This is a genomic window from Nocardioides sp. NPDC006273 (genome assembly GCF_040613495.1).
Lineage (GTDB): Bacteria > Actinomycetota > Actinomycetes > Propionibacteriales > Nocardioidaceae > Nocardioides.
Genome location: NZ_JBEXSD010000012.1, coordinates 22,490 through 44,206, shown reverse-complemented (window position 1 = coordinate 44,206; position 21,717 = coordinate 22,490). Strand labels below are relative to the sequence as shown.

General features: G+C 69.0%; 16 protein-coding genes. 5 read left to right on the top strand and 11 right to left on the bottom strand.

Annotated elements, in window-relative coordinates; genetic code table 11:
* Nucleotides 1–76: 76 nt before the first annotated feature.
* Nucleotides 77–1,750 (top strand): CocE/NonD family hydrolase, encoded by a 1,674-nt coding sequence (locus ABZZ22_RS07655; protein WP_354928776.1) that lies wholly within the window; start codon nucleotides 77–79, stop codon nucleotides 1,748–1,750.
* A gap of 590 nt (nucleotides 1,751–2,340) precedes the next feature.
* Here ABZZ22_RS07655 and ABZZ22_RS07650 read toward each other — a convergent pair.
* A complete protein-coding gene (locus ABZZ22_RS07650; protein ID WP_354928773.1) occupies nucleotides 2,341–3,657 on the bottom strand; it encodes a TIGR01777 family oxidoreductase in 1,317 nt (438 codons plus the stop codon).
* A 49-nt stretch (nucleotides 3,658–3,706) separates the two neighbouring features.
* Nucleotides 3,707–4,855, bottom strand: a complete 1,149-nt coding sequence (locus tag ABZZ22_RS07645) for an acyl-CoA dehydrogenase family protein (protein WP_354928771.1) — start codon at nucleotides 4,853–4,855, stop codon at nucleotides 3,707–3,709.
* A 175-nt stretch (nucleotides 4,856–5,030) separates the two neighbouring features.
* Here ABZZ22_RS07645 and kdgD point away from each other — a divergent pair, with 175 nt between their 5' ends.
* Together kdgD and ABZZ22_RS07635 are read left to right on the top strand one after the other, a co-directional pair.
* Nucleotides 5,031–5,945, top strand: coding sequence for a 5-dehydro-4-deoxyglucarate dehydratase (gene kdgD, locus ABZZ22_RS07640; protein ID WP_354928768.1), 915 nt, complete (start codon nucleotides 5,031–5,033; stop codon nucleotides 5,943–5,945).
* A gap of 16 nt (nucleotides 5,946–5,961) precedes the next feature.
* Complete coding sequence (locus ABZZ22_RS07635; RefSeq protein WP_354928765.1) at nucleotides 5,962–6,945, top strand: 2-hydroxyacid dehydrogenase; 984 nt, start codon at nucleotides 5,962–5,964, stop codon at nucleotides 6,943–6,945.
* On the opposite strand, the gene ABZZ22_RS07630 is transcribed toward ABZZ22_RS07635, so the two are convergent.
* The 3 genes from ABZZ22_RS07630 to ABZZ22_RS07620 all read right to left on the bottom strand — a co-directional run bounded on the left by ABZZ22_RS07630 (nucleotide 6,887) and on the right by ABZZ22_RS07620 (nucleotide 12,306).
* A complete protein-coding gene (locus tag ABZZ22_RS07630; RefSeq protein ID WP_354928763.1) occupies nucleotides 6,887–8,197 on the bottom strand; it encodes a hemolysin family protein in 1,311 nt (436 codons plus the stop codon). The two genes, ABZZ22_RS07635 and ABZZ22_RS07630, sit on opposite strands and share 59 nt — an antisense overlap.
* 90 nt (nucleotides 8,198–8,287) lie before the next feature.
* Nucleotides 8,288–10,567 (bottom strand): FdhF/YdeP family oxidoreductase, encoded by a 2,280-nt coding sequence (locus ABZZ22_RS07625; RefSeq protein ID WP_354928760.1) that lies wholly within the window; start codon nucleotides 10,565–10,567, stop codon nucleotides 8,288–8,290.
* A 56-nt stretch (nucleotides 10,568–10,623) separates the two neighbouring features.
* On the bottom strand, nucleotides 10,624–12,306 hold the full coding sequence (locus ABZZ22_RS07620; RefSeq protein WP_354928757.1) for a BCCT family transporter: 1,683 nt from the start codon (nucleotides 12,304–12,306) through the stop codon (nucleotides 10,624–10,626).
* Nucleotides 12,307–12,736: 430 nt separating this feature from the next.
* Here ABZZ22_RS07620 and ABZZ22_RS07615 point away from each other — a divergent pair, with 430 nt between their 5' ends.
* Nucleotides 12,737–13,411: a GntR family transcriptional regulator gene (locus tag ABZZ22_RS07615; protein WP_354928754.1), complete on the top strand. Its 675-nt coding sequence runs from the start codon at nucleotides 12,737–12,739 to the stop codon at nucleotides 13,409–13,411.
* Between the two features lie 60 nt (nucleotides 13,412–13,471).
* Here ABZZ22_RS07615 and ABZZ22_RS07610 read toward each other — a convergent pair whose 3' ends face one another.
* The 3 genes from ABZZ22_RS07610 to ABZZ22_RS07600 all read right to left on the bottom strand — a co-directional run bounded on the left by ABZZ22_RS07610 (nucleotide 13,472) and on the right by ABZZ22_RS07600 (nucleotide 16,942).
* On the bottom strand, nucleotides 13,472–14,662 hold the full coding sequence (locus ABZZ22_RS07610; RefSeq protein ID WP_354928751.1) for a hybrid-cluster NAD(P)-dependent oxidoreductase: 1,191 nt from the start codon (nucleotides 14,660–14,662) through the stop codon (nucleotides 13,472–13,474).
* A gap of 18 nt (nucleotides 14,663–14,680) precedes the next feature.
* Complete coding sequence (locus tag ABZZ22_RS07605; protein WP_354928748.1) at nucleotides 14,681–15,931, bottom strand: aromatic ring-hydroxylating dioxygenase subunit alpha; 1,251 nt, start codon at nucleotides 15,929–15,931, stop codon at nucleotides 14,681–14,683.
* A 270-nt stretch (nucleotides 15,932–16,201) separates the two neighbouring features.
* Nucleotides 16,202–16,942, bottom strand: coding sequence for an IclR family transcriptional regulator (locus tag ABZZ22_RS07600; RefSeq protein ID WP_354928745.1), 741 nt, complete (start codon nucleotides 16,940–16,942; stop codon nucleotides 16,202–16,204).
* A gap of 283 nt (nucleotides 16,943–17,225) precedes the next feature.
* Here ABZZ22_RS07600 and fdhA point away from each other — a divergent pair, with 283 nt between their 5' ends.
* The gene (gene fdhA, locus ABZZ22_RS07595; RefSeq protein WP_354928742.1) at nucleotides 17,226–18,437 is read left to right on the top strand and encodes a formaldehyde dehydrogenase, glutathione-independent; all 1,212 of its coding nucleotides are present in this window, start codon (nucleotides 17,226–17,228) and stop codon (nucleotides 18,435–18,437) included.
* Nucleotides 18,438–18,512: 75 nt separating this feature from the next.
* On the opposite strand, the gene ABZZ22_RS07590 is transcribed toward fdhA, so the two are convergent.
* From ABZZ22_RS07590 to ABZZ22_RS07580, 3 genes are all read right to left on the bottom strand, one after another.
* Nucleotides 18,513–19,865: a folylpolyglutamate synthase/dihydrofolate synthase family protein gene (locus tag ABZZ22_RS07590; RefSeq protein WP_354928739.1), complete on the bottom strand. Its 1,353-nt coding sequence runs from the start codon at nucleotides 19,863–19,865 to the stop codon at nucleotides 18,513–18,515.
* Nucleotides 19,862–20,746 (bottom strand): dihydropteroate synthase, encoded by an 885-nt coding sequence (folP, locus tag ABZZ22_RS07585; protein ID WP_354928736.1) that lies wholly within the window; start codon nucleotides 20,744–20,746, stop codon nucleotides 19,862–19,864. Before folP ends, ABZZ22_RS07590 begins: the two co-directional genes overlap by 4 nt.
* 76 nt (nucleotides 20,747–20,822) lie before the next feature.
* On the bottom strand, nucleotides 20,823–21,707 hold the full coding sequence (locus tag ABZZ22_RS07580) for a bifunctional methylenetetrahydrofolate dehydrogenase/methenyltetrahydrofolate cyclohydrolase (RefSeq protein ID WP_354928733.1): 885 nt from the start codon (nucleotides 21,705–21,707) through the stop codon (nucleotides 20,823–20,825).
* Nucleotides 21,708–21,717: the final 10 nt, after the last annotated feature.

The window sequence follows — 21,717 nt, the reverse complement described above, 5'->3', positions numbered from 1 at the left end:
TCGGGGGTGCCGCGGGGGGTATGGCCTGATTCACTATGTCCTGAAGAAGACGTCGGGGCAGGCAAAGGAGCAGCACGTGGCGGAGATCCAGGTCGAGTTCGACGTACCCGCGGAGATGCGTGACGGCACGGTGCTGCGCGCGGATGTCTACCGGCCCGGCGGCAGCGGACCGTGGCCGGTCCTGCTGAGCAGGCTGCCGTATGGGAAGCAGATGCCCCTCGCGATCGGTCTCCTCGATCCCCTGGCGGCGGCTCGGCGTGGCTTCATGGTGGTCATCCAGGACACCCGTGGCCGGTTCGCCTCCGAGGGTGAGTGGGACCCGTGGACGCACGAGGAGAGCGACGGATACGACACCGTACGGTGGGCTGCCGCCCTTCCCGGCGCGAACGGCTCCGTCGGCATGATCGGCGCGAGCTACTTCGGCCACACGCAGTGGATGGCGGCGCTGTCCAAGCCGCCGCAGCTCAAGGCGATCGCGCCGATGGTCTCGTGGTCCGACCCGGACGACGGGCTGTGGACGCGCGGCGGCGCGATTGAGCTCGGCATCACCGCCAACTGGACCCTCCTGATGGGCGCCGACGCGATGATGCGCCGGCACAGCACCGACCCCGCCACGCTCGTCGGCAGCCTCGGCAGGCTCGTGCAGGATCTCGACGGCCTGGCCGACGGCGGCTACGGCGAACTGCCCGCCGGGCTCTTCCCCGCGTTCGTCCGGCACGATCTTCCCGAGCTGGGCTATGAGCGGTCCCGGCGGGAGCCCGAGTGGGCGCGGACCTGCCGGGTCGAGGGCCGGCACGACGAGGTGGACCTGCCGACCTTCCAGGTCGGCGGCTGGTACGACATCTTCACCCAGGGCACGCTCGACAACTTCACCGCCATGCGCCGCGCCGGCCGGACCGCCACGCTGATCATGGGGCCGTGGAGTCACGCCAACCAGCAGCACGTCATCGGCGACGTCAACTTCGGGTTCGGCGCGAACTCCGCCTTCATGGGCATGCGCGGACCCCTGCACGGCCTCCAGCTCGACTGGTACGAGCGCACGATCGGCGACGGGGAGCCACTGGAGCCGGACACCGGCAAGGTGCTGCTGTTCGTCATGGGCGTCAACCAGTGGCGCGAGGAGACGGAATGGCCCCTGTCGCGGGCCGTGGACACGGACTTCCATCTGCGCGCGGACGGGCGTCTGACGCGGGAGCCGCCACCTGTCGCCGAGCCGCCCGAGGAGTTCGTCTACGACCCGATGGACCCGGTACCCACAGTCGGCGGAGCCCTGTTGCTGACCGACGACTTCCGTTCCGGTCCGCTCGACCAGGCGGCCGTTGAGGCGCGCGAGGACGTCCTCGTCTTCACCACCGAACCGCTCACCGAGGACGTCGAGGTGACCGGCCGGGTCAAGGCCGTGCTCTTCGCCGCCACCGACGGGACCTCGACCGACTGGCTCGCCCGCCTGTGCGACGTCGACGAGCATGGCGTCTCCCGCAATGTCACCGACGGCATCGTGCGGGTACGGGCAGCGTCACCGGGTGAGCCTGCCGAGCACGTCGTGGACCTGTGGTCGACCAGCATCGTCTTCCGGGCAGGGCATCGCATACGGGTCCAGATCACCTCGAGCAACTTCCCCCGCTGGGACCGCAACCTCAACACGGGTGAACCCGAGGAGAGCGCGACCACCGCCCGAGTGGCCCGCCAGCAGGTCTGCCACGACCCCGCCCGGCCCTCCCGCATCGTCCTCCCGGTGGTCCCGGGCTGACCGGCATTTCGGCCGTGTCGCAGCCGTCGTCCACCACGGTGGCGCGGGCACCATGACCAATGGCCGCCGAGGCCCGGCCGACGGAGCGGCCGTGGCCGAGGAACTGTTGCTCACCGGCGAGGCCTGACCCTCAACGACCGAGTACGTGACTCAGTGCCGCCTCCAACCTGTGGTGGCGGAACTCGTGGCCGGCGAGCGGGTCCGGAACGCGTCAGCGCCGTACCCGTGACGACCTGGTGTCGAACTCGCACTCGACGATCAGCACAGATGACAAGGGGCCGCAGCGTCGGAGGGCTGCGGCCCGCTGAGGTGAGCATCAGAGGCGCGTCTGGATCACGGCGTGAGTCCCGTCGGTGCGCCAGCCGGGTTCGTGTGTTTCCAAGACGGAGGGCTCGGTGAAGGGAGGTAGGACGTTCTGGGCCACCTCGTCAAGCCGGTCGAGGTTGTCCTGGACCGACGGCCGATACGGGATTCCTGATCGCACCTTCGCGATCAATTCGGGGTGACGGCGGGTCAGGACGCCGTGACCGAAGGAGGCCGGCTCTTCGGAGCCGATCTCTTCGGCACTGACGCTCTGGCAGATCCTCATCTCAGCGGCCGACCACATGGCGCAGCGCCCCCTCCAGGTCGGGATGGCGGAACGTGTGGGGCATGAGGGCTTCCGGCAGGACCCGCTGACTCGCCAGCGCCATCTCCTCGGCCCCCTCCTTGCCCAGCAGTAGCCGCGGGCCGAGGGCCGGGGTGGGCAAGAGCGCAGGGCGCCGGAGCACGTGGGCAAGGGTCTGCGCGTAGTCCCGGCCGGTGACCGGCTCGGGCGCGACCGCGTTGACCGGGCCGGTCAGCGAATCGTCGAGGAGCGCGCGGTGGTAGATGTCGACGAGGTCGTCGATGCCGATCCAGCTCAGCCACTGCTCGCCGCTCCCGAGCCGGCCGCCCAGTCCGGCGGCGAAGAGCGGCCGCTGGAGCCGCAACGCTCCCCCGGCCGGTGTCTGGACGATCCCGGTCCTCACCGCGACGGTCCGCGGCCCGTCGACCCGGCCGGCCGACTCCCAGTCGGCGACCACGTCGGCGAGGAAGCCGGTGCCTCGCGCCGAGGACTCCGTGAGCATCTCGGCTCCCCTGTCCGCACCGTAGATCCCGATCGCGGAGGCACCGACGAAGGTGCGTACGCCGCTGCGTGCCGCCGCCTCCGCGAGCCGTCGGGTCGGCTCGATCCGGGAGTCGCGGATCGCCGCCTTGTGCGCCGCGGTGAAGCGGCCGGCGATGGACGCCCCCGCGAGATGGACGATCGCGTCGACACCCTCGAGCAGGTCCGGCGCCGGCGCCGAGGGATCCCAGCGGCGCTCGTCTGGACCCTTCGGGGTGCCTCTGACCAGCCTGATCACCCGATGGCCACCCGTGGTCAGGAACGGCACCAGCGCTTGCCCGACGGTCCCGCTCGATCCGGTCACCGCGATGGTGAGAGATCTGCCCGCGGCGTACGTCCGGTGGTGGGCTGCGAGGTCGGCGCCCAGCTGGGCGTGGCGGTAGGCGAGCATCCGGTCCACCATCCGCCCGAGCACGTTCGTCTCGATCCGGTCGGTGACCAGCGTCGCGGCGCCGTCGGCGGCGAACTCGTGCCGGTGGGTCCACGACAGCGGCCGCAGCGAGGCGAGCCGGTCGGTGAACAGGTGCGGCGCCTCGTAGGCGGCCGGGTCGTGACGAGCCACCCAGTCCACGCCACGACCGAGCGAGATCACCGCGGTGCCGTCGGCCAGGTCGGTCGCCTCCTCCCGCGCCTCACCCGGCATCCACGGCGGCATCAGCCGGTGGATCGCACCGGGGCGCCGATGCCACTCGAAGACCTCCTCGACCGGCGCCTCGATGCGCGTCGTCAGCGAATGGACCCGGACCAGCGGTGACGTCATACCTGTAGCCTCGCGCGGATCCGCCGGGCGGACAATCTCCCTCGCTGACTCAGCCCTGGAACTCCTTCACCATCTGCTTGGCGATGATCAGCTTCTGGATCTCGCTGGTGCCCTCGTAGAGCCTGAACAGCCGCGCGTCCCGGTAGAACCGCTCCACCGGCACCTCGCGCATGTAGCCGAGGCCACCGTGGATCTGGACCGCCCGGTCGGCGATCCGGTCGACCGCCTCGGTGCAGAACAGCTTGCACAGCGACGGTGCCATCCGGCGGTCGCTGCCGTCGTCCCAGCTGCGGGCGGCCTCGAGCACCATCGCGCGACCGGCGTACGCCTCGGTCCGGCTCTCGGCGAGCATCGCCTGGATCAGCTGGAACCCGGCCAGCTTCTGGCCACCCTGACCGTTGGTCGTGGCGTGACGGAGGCTCTCCTCGATCAGCCGGTCGGCCAGGCCGACGGTCAGCGCCGCGATGTGCAGGCGGCCCTTGGCCAGCGAGCGCATCGCCGCGGAGAAGCCCTCGCCCTCGACCTCGCCGACCAGGTTCTCGGCGGGCACCCGGACACCGTCGAGGAAGATCTCGGAGGTCGAGGTGCCGCGCTGGCCCATCTTGTGGTCTCGCGGACCGACGGTGACGCCGGGGGTGTCGGTCGGCACCACGAACACCGAGATGTTCTTCGCGCCCTCGCTGAGGTCACCGGTGCGGGCGAAGACCATGAGCAGATCGGCCCAGTTCGCGTTGGTGATGAAGCGCTTCTGCCCGCTGATGACGTACTCGTCGCCCTCACGCACCGCGCGGGTGCGCAGGCCGCTCGGGTCGGAGCCGGCCTCGGGCTCGGTGAGTGCGAACGAGGCCACCAGCTCACCGCTGGCCAGCCGGGGCAGGTACTGCTGCTTCTGCCGATCGGTGCCACAGTTGACCAGCACCTGACCGGCGATGCCGTTGTTGGTGCCGAACACCGAGCGAAACGACGGCGTTGTCCAGCCGAGCTCCATCGCCAGCCGGACCTCCTCCGACATGGTGAAGCCGAGGCCGCCGTACTCCTCGGGGATGGCATAGCCGAACAGCCCCATGGCTGCGGCCTGCTGCCGGAGCCGGTCGGGGATCCGGTCGGTCTCCTCGATCTCGTCCTCGGCGGTGACGACCTCCTTGCGGATGAACGCGCGGACTGCGTCGAGGATCGAGGCGAACTCGTCGGGCTCCATGGGTGCTGCTCCTTCATGCGGGACGGTCAACGGCTCGATGATTGTCCCAACTGGACCACGGCCCAACTGGCCAATGCCGCGAGGGCATCGCGCGATGCCGTTGCGATGTTGGACGCGTATCGCTTCCGCTCCCTAGCCTCAGGATCCGACGCCGTCGAACCCCTGAGGAGATCCCATGGGCCGCTACACCCCCACCGAGCTCCGCGACGCCCTCGGCACCGGGCTGCTGTCGTTCCCAGTGACCCACGCGACCGCCGACTTCGCCCTCGACGAGGAGGCCTACCGCGCGCACCTGCAGCACCTCAACGGCTTCGACGTCGCCGGCCTGTTCGCCGCCGGCGGCACCGGCGAGTTCTTCTCGCTGACGCACGACGAGGTGTCCAGGGTCCTCAAGGCGACCGTCGAGGAGGTCAAGGACGGCACTCCCGTGATGGGAGCGGCCGGCTACGGGACCTCCCAGGCCGTCGCGATGGCGCAGCGCGCCGAGGCGGACGGCGCCGACGGCATCCTGCTGCTGCCGCCCTACCTCACCGAGCTGTCGAGCCGTGGCCTGTACGAGCACGTCGCCCGCGTCTGCTCCGCCACCTCGCTCGGCGTGGTCGTCTACCACCGCGCCAACGCCCGCTACGAAGCCGACACGATCCTCCGCCTCGCCGAGGATTTCCCGAACCTCATCGGCTTCAAGGACGGCATCTGCGACATCGACCTGATGGCGACGTTGAACGCCCGCCTCGGCGACCGCCTGGTCTACATCGGCGGCCTGCCCACCGCCGAGACCTACGCGCTGCCCTACCTGGAGCTCGGCGCCAGCACCTACTCCTCGGCGATCTTCAACTTCGCCCCGCGCTGGGCGGTCGAGTTCTACACGGCCGTACGCAACCACGACCGCGACAAGGTGCTCGCCCGGCTCCGCGACTTCGTCGTCCCCTACATCGCGATCCGCGACCGCGGTGCCGGCTACGGCGTCTCCATCGTCAAGGCCGGCCTGACCGCCGCCGGTCGCCCGGCCGGTCCCGTACGTCCCCCGCTGACCGACCTCACCGAGCAGGAGCTGGCGGAGCTGACCGCCCTCGTCAAGACCGTCGTCTGACCGACAGGAGAAACCCGTGAGCCGCCGCATCCTCCAGGTCGGACCGCTCAAGCCGTCGCTGGCCGCCACCCTCACCGAGCGGTATGACGCCCTCGTGCTGCCCGACGGCGAGACCCGGGCCGCGTTCCTCGCCGAGCACGGCCCATCGATCGGCGCCGTGGTGACGACCGGGCGCACCGGCGTACCGGCTGACCTGATGGCGCAGCTGCCCGCGCTCGGCGCCATCGTCAACTTCGGGGTCGGCTACGACACCACCGACGTCGAGGCCGCCGCCGCACGCCGGGTACTGATCTCCAACACCCCCGACGTCCTGACCGACTGCGTGGCCGACACCGCGATCGGCCTCGCCATCGACACCCTGCGCCGCCTCAGCGACGCCGACCGGTTCGTACGCCGCGGCGACTGGCCCGAGGCCGGCACCTACCCACTGACCCGCAAGGTCTCGGGCAAGCGGGTCGGCATCGTGGGCCTGGGCCGGATCGGCCAGGCGATCGCGACCCGCTTCGAGGCCTTCGGCTGCCCGATCTCGTACCACTCCCGCCGCGAGGTCCCCGGCTCCCCGTACGCCTACACCGTGTCCCCGGCCCATCTCGCCGCCGACGTAGACATCCTGGTCGTCGCCACCTCCGGCGGCAGCGGTACGCAGCACCTCGTCGACCGCCAGGTGCTCGAGGCGCTCGGGCCCGAGGGCTACCTGATCAACATCGCGCGTGGCTCCGTGGTCGACCAGGACGCCCTGGTCGACCTGCTGCTCACCGGCGGGATCGCCGGAGCCGGGCTCGACGTCTACACCGATGAGCCCACGGTGCCCGCGGACCTGATGACCCTCGACAACGTGGTGCTCCTCCCCCACCTGGCCAGCGGCACCGTCGAGACTCGTGCCGCCATGGAGCAGCTGACCCTCGACAACCTCGACCGCTGGCTCGCCGACGGCACCGTCCTCACTCCGGTACCGGAGGTGACGGAGGTGACGGAGGTGACGCCTCGGGGTGCATCGTGATCTCGGTGATCCGGTTGCCGTTGCGGGCGGCCACCTCCAAGGTGCCGCCCGGGACGGCCAGCACCTCCCCGACCTGCGGGATGTGCCCCAGCCGGGAGATCAGGTAGCCCGCGACGGTCTCGTAGCCGCCGTCCTCGAGCTCGACGCCGGTGGTGCCCGCGAAGTCCTCGAGCGTCATCGCGCCGTCGAACCGGGACAGGTCGCCGTGGTCGCGGATGCGGGCCTCGCCGTGGTCGTACTCGTCACGGATGTCGCCGATCATCTCCTCGACGAGATCCTCGAGGGTCACGATGCCGTCGGTGCCGCCGTACTCGTCCACCACCATCGCCAGATGGGTGCCGCCCTGGCGCATCGTGGCGACCGACGGGATGACCCGCTTGGTCCCCGGCAGCGCCAGCACCGGACGGCACACGTCCCGGATCGTGCGCTGATCGGTCGTGGTCACACCGAGCAGGTCGCGCACGTGCAGGAACCCGAGGATGTCGTCGAAGCCCTTCCCGGTCACCGGGTAGCGGGAGTAGGGCAGGTCGCGCACCTTCTCGGCGGCCGCGGGAAGCGGCATCGAGGCAGGCAGGAAGGTGACATCGCCGCGTGGGCGCATCACCTCCCGCAAGGTCGTCTCGGTGGTGGCGAACACGTCACGGAGGATCCGGCGCTCCTCCTCCTCGAGGTCCTGGTTCGTGGAGACCATCTCCCGCAGCTCCTCCTCCGAGACCTGCTCGGTCGCGGCCTTGGGATCGCCGCCGAGCAGGCGCACCACGGCGTTGGTCGAGATCGAGAGCAGCCAGATGACCGGCCGCATCACGTTGGCGAACCGGTCCAGGATGGGCGCGACGGCGAGCGAGATGCCGGCGGACTTCTGCAGCGCGAGCCGCTTGGGCACCAGCTCGCCCAGCACCAGGGAGAGGTAGGCGATGAACAGGGTGAGCACGATGAGAGCCGTGGTCTCGGCGAGCGTCTCGCCCAGACCGAGACGCTCGAGGTAGGGCGCGACGTCGGGAGCGATCGCCGAGCCACCGTAGGCCGCGGAGAGGAACCCCGCGACGGTCACGCCGATCTGCACCGCGGCCAGGAATCGGTTGGGGTCACGGGCGACCTCCGCCACCCGGGCCCCGCGAGGCCCCTGACGCTCCAGCGCGGCCAGCTGGCTCTCCCGCAAGGACACCAGCGCCAGCTCGGTCGCCGCGAAGACACCGCCGACCAGAACGAACACCAGGACCAGCCCGAGGCTGAGGAATGTCTGCGTGTCCATCATGCCCGCTCACCCATCGTGTCGATTTCAGGTGAGCGGTAGGAACTTCGAGGCTTCTTCACGCAGAAGAATCTACAGCCAGGCCGCTTGTCAGCCCGGATCCGACCCGGCGCCCTCGAGTCGGACCACCACCCCCTTCGAGGTGGGGGTGTTGCTGCCTTCGGCGACGCTGTCGAGCGGCACGAGGACGTTGGTCTCCGGATAGTACGCCGCCGCCGAGCCCCGGCTCGCCGGGTAGGCGACCAGGGTGAACCCGGGCGCCCGCCGCTCGACGCCGTCCTCCCAGACCCCGACGATGTCGACGCGGTCACCGTCGGCGAGCCCGAGCTCGGCGATGTCGGCCGGGTTGACCATCACCACCCGTCGGGCCTGGTGGATGCCGCGGTAACGGTCGTCCATCGCGTACGGGATGGTGTTCCACTGGTCGTGGGAGCGCAGCGTCTGCAGGATCAGATGGCCCGGTGGCGCCTGCAGCCAGGTCAGGTCGTTGCGCGTGAAGACGGCCTTGCCGCTCGGCGTGCGGTAGACGCCGGAGTTGACCGGGTTCGGGAGGACGAATCCGTTGGGCTCCTTGATCCGCTCGTTGAAGTCCTCGAACCCCGGCACCACCCGAGCGATCCGACCGCGGATCCGGCTGTAGTCGGCCTCGAAGTCCGCCCACGCGATGCCGTAGCGGCCGCCGATCGTGGCTCGCGCGATGCGCGAGACGATCGCGACCTCGCTGAGCAGACTCTTCGAGGCAGGCTCGAGCTTGCCGCGGGTCGCGTGCACCGAGCTCATCGAGTCCTCGACGGTCACGAACTGCTCGCCGCTCGCCTGGACATCGATGTCGCTGCGACCCAGCGTGGGCAGGATCAGCGCCGTCCGGCCGACCACTGTGTGCGAGCGGTTGAGCTTGGTGGAGATCTGGACCGTCAGGCTGCATTTCCTCAGCGCCGCCTCGGCGACGTCGCTGTCCGAGATCGCCCGGACGAAGTTGCCGGCGACGCCCACGAAGACCTTCGCCTTCCCGTCCCGCATGGCCCGGACCGCGTCCACCGAGTCGTACCCGTGCTTGCGTGGCGGGTCGAAGCCGAACTCGGCACCGAGCGCGCCCAGGAAGGAGTCGGGCATCTTCTCCCAGATACCCATCGTCCGGTCACCCTGCACGTTCGAGTGGCCGCGGACCGGGCACACGCCCGCACCGGGCTTGCCGATGTTGCCCCGCAGCATGAGGAAGTTGACCACCTCGCGGATCGTCGGCACACCGTGCTTGTGCTGGGTCAGCCCCATCGCCCAACAGACGATGACCGAGCGGCTGGCCAGCACCTGCTCGTGGACCGCCTCGATCTCCTCGCGAGTCAGCCCGGTGGCCTCGAGCGCCGCCTCCCACGTGATCGCGCGGGCATGCTCGGCGAAGGCATAGAACCCGGTCGTGTACTCCGCGATGTACTCCCAGTCCAGCACCCCGCCCCCGGCGTCCCGGTCGGCCTCGAGCAGACGGCGGTTGAGCATCTGGAACAGGGCGAGATCGCCGCCTGGACGGATCTGCAGGAACTGGTCCGCGATCTGGGTGCCCCGACCCACCACTCCACGAGCCTTCTGCGGGTTCTTGAACCGCATCAGTCCCGCCTCTGGCAGCGTGTTGACCGCGATCACCCTGCCGCCGCGATGCTTGGTCTCCTCCAGCGCCGACAGCATCCGCGGGTGGTTCGTACCCGGGTTCTGGCCGACGACGAACACCAGGTCCGCGTTGTAGATGTCCTCGAGCTGGACGCTGCCCTTGCCGATCCCCAGCGTCTCGTTGAGCGCCGAGCCGCTGGACTCATGGCACATGTTCGAGCAGTCGGGCAGGTTGTTCGTACCGAAGGCCCGGGCGAAGAGCTGCACCAGGAACGCAGCCTCGTTGTTCAGCCTGCCCGAGACGTAGAACAGCGCCTCGTCGGGAGAGTCGAGGCCGTTGAGCTCTGCGCCGATGGTCTCGAACGCCTCCTCCCAGGTGATCGGCTCGTAGTGGGTCGCACCTGGCCGCTTGACCATCGGCTCGGTCAGCCGGCCCTGCTGGTTGAGCCAGTGGTCCGACTTCTCGTCGAGCTCCGCGACCGAGTGCCGGGCGAAGAACTCGCGCGTCACCCGACGCGTGGTCGCCTCGTCGGCGATGTGCTTGGCGCCGTTCTCGCAGTACTCGTTCCGGTGGCGGTGTTCGGGCTCCGGCCATGCACATCCCGGACAGTCCATCCCGTCGGCCTGGTTGAGGTTCAACAACGTCAACGCCGTACGCCGCACAGAGGTCTGCCTCAGCGAGTACTCGATCGCCTTCCGCACCCCAGGCACGCCCGCGGCCCAGTTCTTCGGCTCGGTGACACCGAGCGCCTCCGTCGGCTCGTCCACGGGGTACGCCCCGTCCGCATCTCGTTTCACCACACCCGTTCCCTTCGCGACTCGGGTTAGCTCGCCGGCCTGGGCAGCGCGTCCTCGTCATCGACGGGCTCGACGACGGGCTCGACGACCGCTTCCACGACCGGCTCACCGACTGGCTCATCACCCGGGTCGTCGGCGGGAGCATCAGGGTCACGCGAGACCCTGAAGACGAAGTCGTCCCCGTGCTCCGAGACCCCGTAGACGACGGCCTGCTCGACAGCCTTGGAGGCGTACTGTGCGCGCACGACCAGCGGATCCTCGCGGAGGTCTTTCACCAGGGACACGCACAGCCCGACCATGACCACCACGAAGGGGACCGCAGCGACGATGGTGATGGTCTGCAGGCCGCTGAGCGCGTCGGAGCCGCCGACCAGGAGCATCACGGCGGCGACCGCACCCGTGGCGACACCCCAGAAGATCACCGTCGGCCTCCCCGGCTCGATCGAGCCGCGCTCGGAGAGCGTGGCCATGACGATCGAGGCGGCGTCCGCACCCGAGACGAAGAAGAGCGCGACCAGGATCATGACCACCACGCTGGCCACGGTGGCGAACGGGAAGGACGCCAGAGTCGTGAACAGCTGGGTCTCCACGCCCCCTGCGCCGGCGATGTCCACGCCGTTCTGCTGCAGGTTGATGGCCGCACCGCCGAAGATCGCGAACCAGGCCAGGCTCACCAGCGAAGGAACCAGGAGCACACCGGTCACGAACTGGCGGATGGTCCGGCCGCGCGAGATCCGGGCGATGAACATCCCGACGAACGGCGTCCACGAGAGCCACCAGGCCCAGTAGAAGACAGTCCAGCTCGACAGCCAGGAGGCGGTCACAGAGCCTTCGGCCGAGGTCCGTGCCGACATCATCGCCACCTCTTGGAAGTAGCTGCCGACCGTTGTCGGGACGAGGCTGAGAATGAACACCGTCGGTCCGGCCAAGAAGACGAACAGGGCCAGCCCGACGGCGAGCACCATGTTGATGTTCGAGAGCCACTGGATCCCCTTGGCCACCCCCGAGACCGCCGAGATGACGAAGCCCACCGTGAGCACGGCGATGATCGCGACCAGGATGCCGTTTCCGGTCCGGCCCAGTCCGCCGACGATCTCGAGCCCGCTACGGATCTGGAGCGCGCCGAGGCCGAGCGACGCCGCCGACCCGAAGAGCGTGGCGAAGATCGCGAGCATGTCGATGACCTTGCCGCCGGCACCGTACGCGTGACGCCCGAGGAGCGGCTCGAACACCGAACTGATGAGCAGGCCGCGCCCCTTCCGGAAGACGCTGTACGCGATCGCGAGACCGACCAGGGCGTAGATCGCCCACGGGTGGATCCCCCAGTGGAAGAGGGTCGTGGCCATGGCCGTCTGGATCTTCTCGGACTGACCGTCGCCGACGGAGCCCGGCGGCGGGGCGATGTAGTGGCTGATCGGCTCGCTCACCCCGTAGAAGATCAGACCGATCCCCATGCCGGCGCTGAACATCATCGTGATCCACGAGACCGTGCGGAACTCGGGCTCCTCGCCGTCCCTGCCGAGCGGGATGTTCCCGAACTTGCCGAAGGCGAGCCACAGCACGAACCCGACGAAGGTCGACGCCGCGGTGACGAAGAGCCATCCCAGGTTGGCCATCACCCAGGACAACGACGTCCCCGAGACCGACGCCAGCGTCTCCGTGCTGAGGAACCCCCAGACCAGAAAGCCGACCGCGATGAGCGCGGTCACCCCGAAAACGACGCGGTCGACGCCCCCCGTGTCCTTGGCCGGCTCCCCGGGAGGACAGTCGAGCGCAGGATGGGTCGGACTTCCGTGCTGACCGACGGCCTTGTGGCGCGGGGAAGGCACAGGGGAAAGGTCTCCGCTACCTGCGGATGATCTCATGACGCACTCCGATCGAGAGCCCTTGGGACGAGCAGCATCTGTAGGTGCCATGGAGGCTCCGGGTGGCGGCACTACGGTGGGGCGCTACACGGTCAGACACTGATATACCAGTGACCATATATGTGATGCATCACAGATGACAAGGGCCCGAATCACAAGGAAATGACCGGCCACGCAATTGCCCGAAGGCTGATGTATCAGACTAGGATGGTAAAAACCGCATCAGGAATATCTGATGCCGACAGGTCGGACCGGACAGGTGGGCACGCACTCGATGACTGTTGACGAGATTCTGGCGACGACGGCGAACCCGCCCGCCTCCTCACTTGCCGAGCAGGCCTACCTGTACGTCCGCGATCGCCTGGTGATGCTCGACATCCGCCCCGGGGCACCGATCAACGACGCGCAGATCGCCGCGGCCATCGGCATGGGGCGCACCCCCGTCCGGGAGGCGATCAAGCGGCTCGAGGCCGACCACCTCGTCCACTCCTTCCCGCGGCGCGGCACCTTCGCGACGACCATCGACGCGACCGAGCTCAGCGCGATCACCGAGATCCGGCGTCAGCTCGCGCCGCACGCGTCCCGCGTCGCCGCGGAGCGCGCGACCGCGCAGCAGCGCGAGCAGATGCGCGCTCTCGCCGATCAGATCGGCGAGGGCAAGCTGGGCGACCAGGACCGCACCGCCCTGATGCGCGTCGACAAGGCCGCCCACGGACTGATCTACCAGTCGAGCGGCAACGCGCACCTCGAGGACATCCTGGTCAGGTACGACAACCTGGCCATCAGGATCTGGTGGATGGTGATCGACCGCCTCCCCGACCTGGCCCACCACGTGGTCGAGCAGGCGCAGCTCCTCAACGCCGTGGCCGCCGGCGACGGCGACCGAGCCGAGAAGCTCACCCTCGAGCACATCGGTGACTTCGAGCGCGAGATCCGTCAGGTCCTCTGAGCCATCGGTGGCTGCCAGGTCGACCCCGGCCGGGCGGCCGCCGGTGCTGCGTACGCCTCCTCAGCAGTCCAGACGGACGTCACCCAGCGGCTTGGAACAGCAGATCAGCACCTTCTGCTGGCCGATCTCCTTCGGTCGGATCCCGCCGTTGTGCTGCATGTCGACCTCTCCGGAGAGCATCGACACCTTGCAGGTCCCGCACATGCCCTGACCGCAGGCGGCCAGCGGCCGCATGCCGGCTGCCACCGCCGCCTCCAGCAGCGTCTGGTCCGGACCGCAGGTGATCATGCGGCCGCTGCGTGCGAACTCGACCGAGAACCCGGTCGCAGCCTCGTCCGCGGCTTCCTGCTCGGCTTCCTGCTCGGCTTCCTGCTCGGTCGGTGGACCGGCAGGCAGGACAGGCGCCGCGGGCGCGCTGAGGTCGAAGCTCTCCTCGTGATACTTCGCCATGTCGTAGTCGAGCTCTTCGAGCAGCGACTTCGCCGCCGCCATGTAGCCCTCGGGTCCGCAGATGAACGTCTCGCGCTCGTTGAGGTCAGGGGCCAGGATCTCGAGCACCGGCTTGGAGATGCGTCCTTGCAGCCCCATCCAGCGCTCGCTGGGGGCGTCACCTTCGCAGATCTCCACCACTCGCAGGTTGGGCATCAGGCGCGCCATCGCCTCGAGCTCTCCGCGGTAGATGATGTCGGCCGGCGTGCGCGCGCTGTGCACGAAGAGGATGTCCGCCTCGGACCCCAGGTCATACAGGGTCCGCGTCATCGAGAGCACCGGGGTGATGCCGCTCCCGGCCGAGAGGAACAGGTACTTCGGCGCGTCCTCCTCAGGCAGCACGAAGGCGCCCGCCGGGGCGTGCATCGAGATCCAGTTGCCGGGTTCGAGATTGTCGTGCAGCCAGTTCGACACGACACCGCCGGGGACCCGTTTGATCGTGATCGCCAGGCGGTCGGGCCGGGTCGGCGGGGAGGCGATCGTGTAGCAGCGGGTCATCATCTCGCCGTCGATCTCGACCCGCATCGTGATGAACTGTCCCGCCTCGAAGTCGAAGGGGCGCCGCTCGGGTGTCGTGAAGACGAAGGTCTTCACATCATGGGTGACCGCCAGAACCTGGCTGCACACCAGGTCCATCACGTCGCTCTCGGCCCAGCAGGGCTCCAGCATCCGCTTGCTACGGGCGACCGCCGGGCGGCCGTTCTGCAGGCCGAACGAGTTCGGCTCCGACACCTCGGGGATGTCCGTCTCCATGATGCTCATGTCTGCTCCCGAATCCTGCTAGGCGTTGGCTTGGACGCGTTGGACGTACCAGGTGACGAAGGCGTCGACCTCGCCCTCGACGGTCGAGTACGGGCCGGGTACGTAGCCCGGGTCCGCGACTCCTCGCTGCGTGCTCTCCACCAGGACGCGGTCCTGGTCGTTGGTGGCCCGCCAGACAGAGGTGAGCGACTCGACCGAGTAGTCGACCCCTTCGACGGCCTCCGGGTTCACCAACCAGGTCGTCCGGACCAGCGTCCGGTCGACGGCGAGGGGGATCACCGAGAAGACGACGGCGTGGTCACCGAGGAAGTGGAACCACGAGTTGGGCTGCATGTGCAGCGAGAGATCGCCGAACCTCGGGTCCTCGATGGACCCCATCAGCTTGGCGCAGAGCTGCTGTCCGTCGGGGCCGAACGAGGCCCCCGCGCCGTCGAGGGGGAGGTGTGAGATCTGGAACGCCGTCGCACGCCCCTCGAGCTCGCAGCGCTCGCCGACGGGGAAGCCGATGGCCGCGCAGGCCTTCTCCAGATCGGCCTGCGCCGCCTGGTAACGCTCGAAGGTCGACTGCATACGCGGCGGCACGTCCTTGGCCTCGTACCGGCTGATCGGGAAGTAGGCCGTCACCAGCTCGGGGTGGGAGGCGTCGCAGTGGTGGCACTCACGGTTGTTCTCCATCACCAGCTTCCAGTTGCCCTCCTCCACGATGTCGGTCTGGTGGGCGACCTTGGCCGAGGCGAGAGAGTAGGGCTTCAGGTAGGGCTCCAGGAACTCGCTGACCTCGTCGAAGTCGGCTGGCGGCTCGTCGGCCAGGCAGAGGAAGACCAGCCCGCCCACGGCGCGGACGTTCACCGGCTTGAGCCCGAACTTGTCGTACTCGAAGGAGTCCTGTTGGGACTCGGCGAAGATGAGGCTGCCGTCGACCCGGTAGGTCCACTGGTGGTAAGGGCACACGATGTTGCCGATCGAGCCGCAGGCGGACTCGAGCAGCCGTGATCCGCGGTGCCGGCACACGTTCCGGAAGGCGCGGACGTTCTCGTCGTCATCGCGAACGACGATCACGGAGTGCGCGCCCACATCGATGGTGACGTAGTCACCGGGGTCCGGGATCTCAGCCTCGGCGACAGCGAAGATCCAGTGCTGCCCGAAGACGATGTCGAGATCCTGCTCGTAGATCTCCGAGCTTGTGTAGAACGGCGCCTCCAGGCTGTAGCCGGATGCTCGCCTGTCCGCCAAGGACGCCAGGCCCGCAGGCCTCGTTTCGATGCTCATTCGCGTCACGCTCATGTCTCCCACGCTCAGATCCGGGCAGGTACCGGGGTTCAGATGACAGCGGCCCGTCAGTCAACAGTTGTTTCGCTCTGCACAACCACTGCGTACCGTGAAACGATTCTGCCGCGCCAAATGTGACGCTGTCAACGGATCGATGTCGATTCGGTCACAGGATTTACGCGCGCTCGACGACATGGACGAAGCGGCCCGCATGCACAGGGCATGCGGGCCGATCTTGCGGGCCGGTTCGTCGCCCCGGCAGGGCGCAGATCACTCGGCCTTGGGGAAGCCGTTCCGCTCGGAGATCGACGCAGCGGCCGCGAGAACGTGCTCGGCCAGCTCGGCCGCATTCTCGGAGGTGATGCGGAACGACGGGCCGGAGACCACCACGGCGGCGATCACCCCGCCGCCGATGGAGCGGATCGGCGCGGCCACGCCGGCGAGACCGATCTCGTGCTCGTCGACGGAGTAGGCGTAGCCCAGCCGCCTGACCTCGGCGAGCTGTTCCTCGAGCCGCTCCGGATCGACCACGGTCTCCTCGGTGTAACGCTCGAGACCACGGTCGAGAATGTGTTGGCGCTCCTCCGGCCGCATCATCGCCAGGAAGACCTGGCCGGACGCTGTGGTGTGCAAGGGGCTCCGCTGCCCGACCCAGTTCACCGAGGTGATCTCGGCGCTCCCGATCACCTGGTCGATCGTGATGGCCTCCTCACCGTCGTTGATGACGATGTTGACGGTCTCTCCGACCTCGTCGGCCAACGCCATGCAGATCGGACGACTCGTGACCGAGAGGTCATGCTTGCGGGTCGCGCCGGCGGCCAGCTGGATGACGCCATAGCCGAGCTGATAATGCCCCCGAGTCGCGTTCTGCTCCACCAGCCCGCGCGCCTCGAGAGTGGCCAGCAGACGGAAGACCGTGGACTTGTGCACCCCCAGCTCCTCGGAGATCGGCGTGACTCCGACAGCCCCCCGACGGGCGAGCACCTGGAGGATGGAGATGGCTCGGTCCACTGAGTGAACGGTCGTGCTCCGTGTTTCGCTCGTGTTGCTCATGCTGAAACAGTATGCCGCCCGGTCAGATCCCGCCCTCTCCGCCCCTACTGTCGGGTAGCCGCAGCGCGAGCGACCAGACGCCGCCGCAAGCGGCCCGAAATCGATCGAGAGAGGGTCTTGATGCCAGCGTTCCCGACGGGCTAGCGTGTTTCATATAGCGCTCTTGTTTCGCTATAAGAAACACGCTTGTCATCTGAGAAACGCCGTACGCCCCCATCCCGGGGCAGGAAGAAGAGACGCCATGGCAGACAACAGAGTCGTCGTCTACAAGGGGCCGGGCGAGGTGGCCGTCGAGACCATCGAGTACCCGAAGCTGGAGCTCCCCGAGGACGTGGTCCGTGGCCTGGGGATCAAGCGCGCCGCGCCGCACGCGGTGATCCTCAAGCTCGTCACCAGCAACATCTGCGGCAGCGACCAGCACATGGTCCGCGGCCGGACGACCGCGCCCGTGGGCCAGACCCTCGGCCACGAGATCACCGGCGAGATCGTCGAGATCGGCGACGACGTCCTCTTCCACGAGGTCGGTGACATCTGCTCGGTGCCGTTCAACATCGCCTGCGGACGCTGCCGGATGTGCAACGAGGGCAAGACCGGCATCTGCCTCAACGTGAACCCGGCCCGGGCCGGCGCTGCGTACGGCTATGTCGACATGGGCGGCTGGATCGGCGGCCAGGCCGAGTACGTCATGGTCCCGTTCGCCGACTTCAACCTGCTGAAGTTCCCCGACCGGGACCAGGCCCTGGAGAAGATCCTCGACCTGACGATGCTCTCCGACATCTTCCCGACCGGCTACCACGGTGCCTATACGGCCGGTGTCACCACCGGATCGACCGTGTACGTGGCGGGTGCGGGCCCGGTCGGGCTCGCCGCGGCGTACTCGGCGCAGCTGCTGGGGGCCGCGACCGTCATCGTCGGCGACATGAACGCGGCTCGGCTCGAGCAGGCCGCCAGCTTCGGCTGCGCGACCGCGGACCTGTCCTCCGGCGACGCCCTGGCGGACATCATCGCGGACATCCTCGGCGAGCCGGTGGTCGATGCGGCCGTCGACGCGGTCGGCTTCGAGGCCCGCGGTCACGGCCGGGATGCCGTCGAGCAGCCTGCCACCGTCCTCAACGACATCATGGAGGTCTCCCGCGCAGGTGCCTCGCTCGGCATCCCCGGCCTGTACGTGACCGGCGACCCGGGCGCGGTCGACGATGCCGCCAAGCAGGGGAAGATCGGCGTCAGGCTCGGCCTGGGCTGGGCCAAGTCGCACACCTTCGTGACGGGTCAGTGCCCGGTCAAGCAGTACAACCGCCAGCTGATGAACCTGATCCTCGCCGACAAGGCCCACATCGCCGACGCGGTCAACGCGAAGACCATCAGCCTCGACGAGGCCGCGGAGAGCTACGCCGCGTTCGACCAGGGCGCGGCCACCAAGTACGTGATCGATCCGCACGGCATGGTGAGCTGACCCCAGCGGTCAGCGCACGGTCCTGCCCCTGGCCACGTCGGCCAGGGGCAGGACCGTTTCACAGCCTCAACGGTTTCACAGGCCCAACAGGAGGCGCGCCTCCCCCACGGTGACGACAGAGCCCGTGACCAGAACCTGAGCCGGACCTCCGTCACCCGCGGAGAGAGTCGAGGCGACGCTGGTCGCCTCGAGGAGGGCGTCGCCGAGGTCATCGATCTCCACGACCCGGTCCGCGCCGAGGAAACCGCAAGCCACGGCAGCGGTGTCGCGAGCGGACAGCGACCTCGGACTGCCGTTCCGGGTGCAGATCATCGTCGTCACGACGGGCTCGAGCTCGGCGAGCATGCCCGCGAGGTCCTTGTCGCTCAGCGCGGCGACCACGGCGACGGTCGGCCGCCCGCCCAGGTCGGCCAGACCCGCAGCCAAGGCGCGGGCACCGTCGGGGTTGTGGGCGGCGTCGAGGATGACGGCCGGGGCTCCGCGCAGCACCTCCAGCCGGCCGGGCGATCGTACGGAGCCGAGCGCCCGGCGAAGGCCGTCGATCGGGATTGCCTCGCCCAGGAAGGCCTCGACGCTCGCGATGGCGAGCACGGCGTTGTGCGCCTGATGGCGTCCGTGCAGGGAGAGCGGGACCTCGGGGTAGAGACCCGCGAGACCGTCGACCGAGATGATCTGCCCCACGCCGTACGTCCGTCGCTCGCTCAGGCGGAAGTCACGGCCTTCGACCATGAGCCGCGCCAAGTGAGCGTCGGCGTGGGCGCGGAGGAGCTGTTCGACGTCCGGGGTCTGCCGAGCAGTCACCGCCAGTGCACCGGGTTTGATGATCCCGGCCTTCTCGGCGGCGATGTCGAGGGTAGTGGGGCCGAGGTGGTCGACGTGGTCGAGGCCGACGGGCAGGATCGCGGCGACCTCGCCGTCGATGACGTTGGTGGCGTCCCACCTGCCGCCCATCCCGACCTCGACGGCGGCGACGTCGACCTGCGCGGTCGCGAACGCCTGATACGCCATCGCGACCGTCATCTCGAAGAACGACAGCGGTGTGGGGCGAGTCCTGTCCACGGCCTCGGCGGCGGGCAGGACGTCGCGGTAGGCGCGTACGAAGCCGCCCCGCGAGATCGGCCGGCCGCCGAGGCTGATCCGCTCCCGGATGTCGGTGAGATGAGGACTGGTGAACCTACCGACCTTCGAGCCCAGCTCGAGCAGGATCGCCTCCACCATCCGCGCGGTGCTCGTCTTGCCGTTCGTCCCGGTGATGTGGATCGAGCGGTAGTTGTGCTGCGGCTGGCCGAGCACCTCCATCACCGCCCGGATGCGCTCGAGGGAGGGGGCGATCCTGGTCTCGGGCCAGCGGGCGAGAAGCTCGCGTTCCACCTCGGTGACGTCGAAGCCGGAGGCCGGACCAGTCGTAAGGCCCGGCCGGCGACTCATCGCTCCCCTGCCCGGGCGCCGATCAGCTCGGCTCCGACCACGCGGCCGTGCAGACGCGCGGCGACCCTGGAGGCGGCAGCGGCACCCGAGACCGAGTGCACGCGCACGCCCCAGGCGCCTCCGTACGCAGCGATGGCGGCCACGGCGTCCGAGGCCTCATCACGGTCGGCAGGAACGTCGGAGTCACGTCGTCCGTACGTCGCCACCTCGGCGAGGAACCGTTTGCGGGAGGCTCCGACGAGGACGGGGAAGCCGAGCTCTCGCAGCTCCGGCAGGGCAGAGAGCAGCTCCCAGGACTGGGCGGCGTTCTTCGCGAATCCCAGGCCGGGATCGAGGATGATGCGCTCGGGGCGTACGCCGGCGGCGAGCGCGGAGTCGAGGCGGCCGCGAAGCTCGGCGCAGACGTCGTCGACCACCGAGTCGTAGTAGGAGAAGTCGTCCATCCGCACGGAGTGCCCCCGCCAGTGCATGAGCACGCAGGTGACGTCGGCCTCGGCGAGGAACGGCAGCATCTCGGGGTCGGCGAGGCCACCGGAGACGTCGTTCACGATCACGGCGCCGGCTCGGACGGCCTGCCGGGCGACCGATGCCCGCATGGTGTCGATCGAGACCGGAAATCCTTCCCCTGCCAGGGCCTCGATCACCGGAACCACGCGGGCCAGCTCTTCGCTCTCGCTGACACGCCCGGCACCTGGCCTGGTGGACTCGCCACCGACGTCGAGGATGTCGGCGCCCTCTCGCATCAGCTCGACGCCTCGGCTGACGGCCGCCTCGACATCGAGGAACCTGCCGCCGTCGGAGAAGGAGTCGGGCGTGACGTTGATGATGCCCATCACCTGGCAGCGCTGAGCTGCGACGGTCTGCATCCGAACGGCACTCATGCCACCGCCCCCGTAGCGCAAGCGCCATCGTACGGGCGCGGCGGCCTGAGGTTTATTGTCGCTCGCTGGCGCTCGCTCATGTCAATGCCCCGACGATCGCCTCCCGAGCAGCCAGATGTTGTTCGGCGATCTCGACGATGTTGGTCAGCAGCATGGCGCGGGTCATCGGTCCGACTCCCCCGGTGGCACCGCTCATCTTGCCGGCGACGACATCCACGTTCGGGTCGACGTCGCCGAGGATGCCCTCGATGGTCCGGGTGATGCCGACGGAGAGGACGGTGGCGCCGGGGCTGACCCAGTCGGGCTTGACCAGGTGAGCGACGCCCGCCGCGGCGACGATGACGTCCGAGGCCCGAGCGTGAGCGGCGACGTCGCGGGTCTCGATGTTGCACAGGGTCACGGTGGCGTGCTCCGTCGGGCGGGTGAGCATGAGCCCGAGAGGCCTGCCGACGGTCAGGCCACAGCCGATGATGCAGAACCGCTGTCCGGTGATCGGCACATCGTGCTGCCGAAGGAGCTCGATGATCCCGCGCGGCGTGCACGGCAGCGGCGCCGGGGTCCCGAGCACCAGCTTGCCGAGGTTCGTGGGGTGGAGCCCGTCGGCGTCCTTGTCCGGGTCGATGAGCTCCAGGACCCGGTGGGTGTCGACGTGCGGAGGCAGCGGCAGCTGGACGATGAAGCCGGTGCAGGTCGGGTCGTCGTTGAGCTGCTGCACCGCGGCCTCGATCTCCGCCTGCGACGCGGAGGCGGGCAGCTCGATCCGGATCGAGGCGATGCCGACCTCGGCACAGTCGCGGTGCTTGCCCGCGACGTACGACCGGGAGCCCGGGTCGTCGCCGACGAGGATGGTGCCGAGGCCGGGATCGATTCCGGCCTCGTGCAGCGCCTTCACCCGTTCGGCGAGGCCGGCCTTCAGATCAGCAGCGACGCGCTTGCCGTCGATCTTTGCTGCGATGCTCATGCGCTTCTCC

Coding starts and splice junctions, on each gene's coding strand:
- ABZZ22_RS07650 (WP_354928773.1), bottom strand. CDS start 3,657: ATGACGTCACCGCTGGTCCGGGTCCATTCGCTGACGACGCGCATCGAG.
- kdgD (WP_354928768.1), top strand. CDS start 5,031: ATGGGCCGCTACACCCCCACCGAGCTCCGCGACGCCCTCGGCACCGGG.
- ABZZ22_RS07630 (WP_354928763.1), bottom strand. CDS start 8,197: ATGGACACGCAGACATTCCTCAGCCTCGGGCTGGTCCTGGTGTTCGTT.
- ABZZ22_RS07590 (WP_354928739.1), bottom strand. CDS start 19,865: ATGAGTCGCCGGCCGGGCCTTACGACTGGTCCGGCCTCCGGCTTCGAC.
- folP (WP_354928736.1), bottom strand. CDS start 20,746: ATGAGTGCCGTTCGGATGCAGACCGTCGCAGCTCAGCGCTGCCAGGTG.
- ABZZ22_RS07645 (WP_354928771.1), bottom strand. CDS start 4,855: ATGGAGCCCGACGAGTTCGCCTCGATCCTCGACGCAGTCCGCGCGTTC.
- ABZZ22_RS07615 (WP_354928754.1), top strand. CDS start 12,737: ATGACTGTTGACGAGATTCTGGCGACGACGGCGAACCCGCCCGCCTCC.
- ABZZ22_RS07610 (WP_354928751.1), bottom strand. CDS start 14,662: ATGAGCATCATGGAGACGGACATCCCCGAGGTGTCGGAGCCGAACTCG.
- ABZZ22_RS07580 (WP_354928733.1), bottom strand. CDS start 21,707: ATGAGCATCGCAGCAAAGATCGACGGCAAGCGCGTCGCTGCTGATCTG.
- fdhA (WP_354928742.1), top strand. CDS start 17,226: ATGGCAGACAACAGAGTCGTCGTCTACAAGGGGCCGGGCGAGGTGGCC.
- ABZZ22_RS07605 (WP_354928748.1), bottom strand. CDS start 15,931: ATGAGCATCGAAACGAGGCCTGCGGGCCTGGCGTCCTTGGCGGACAGG.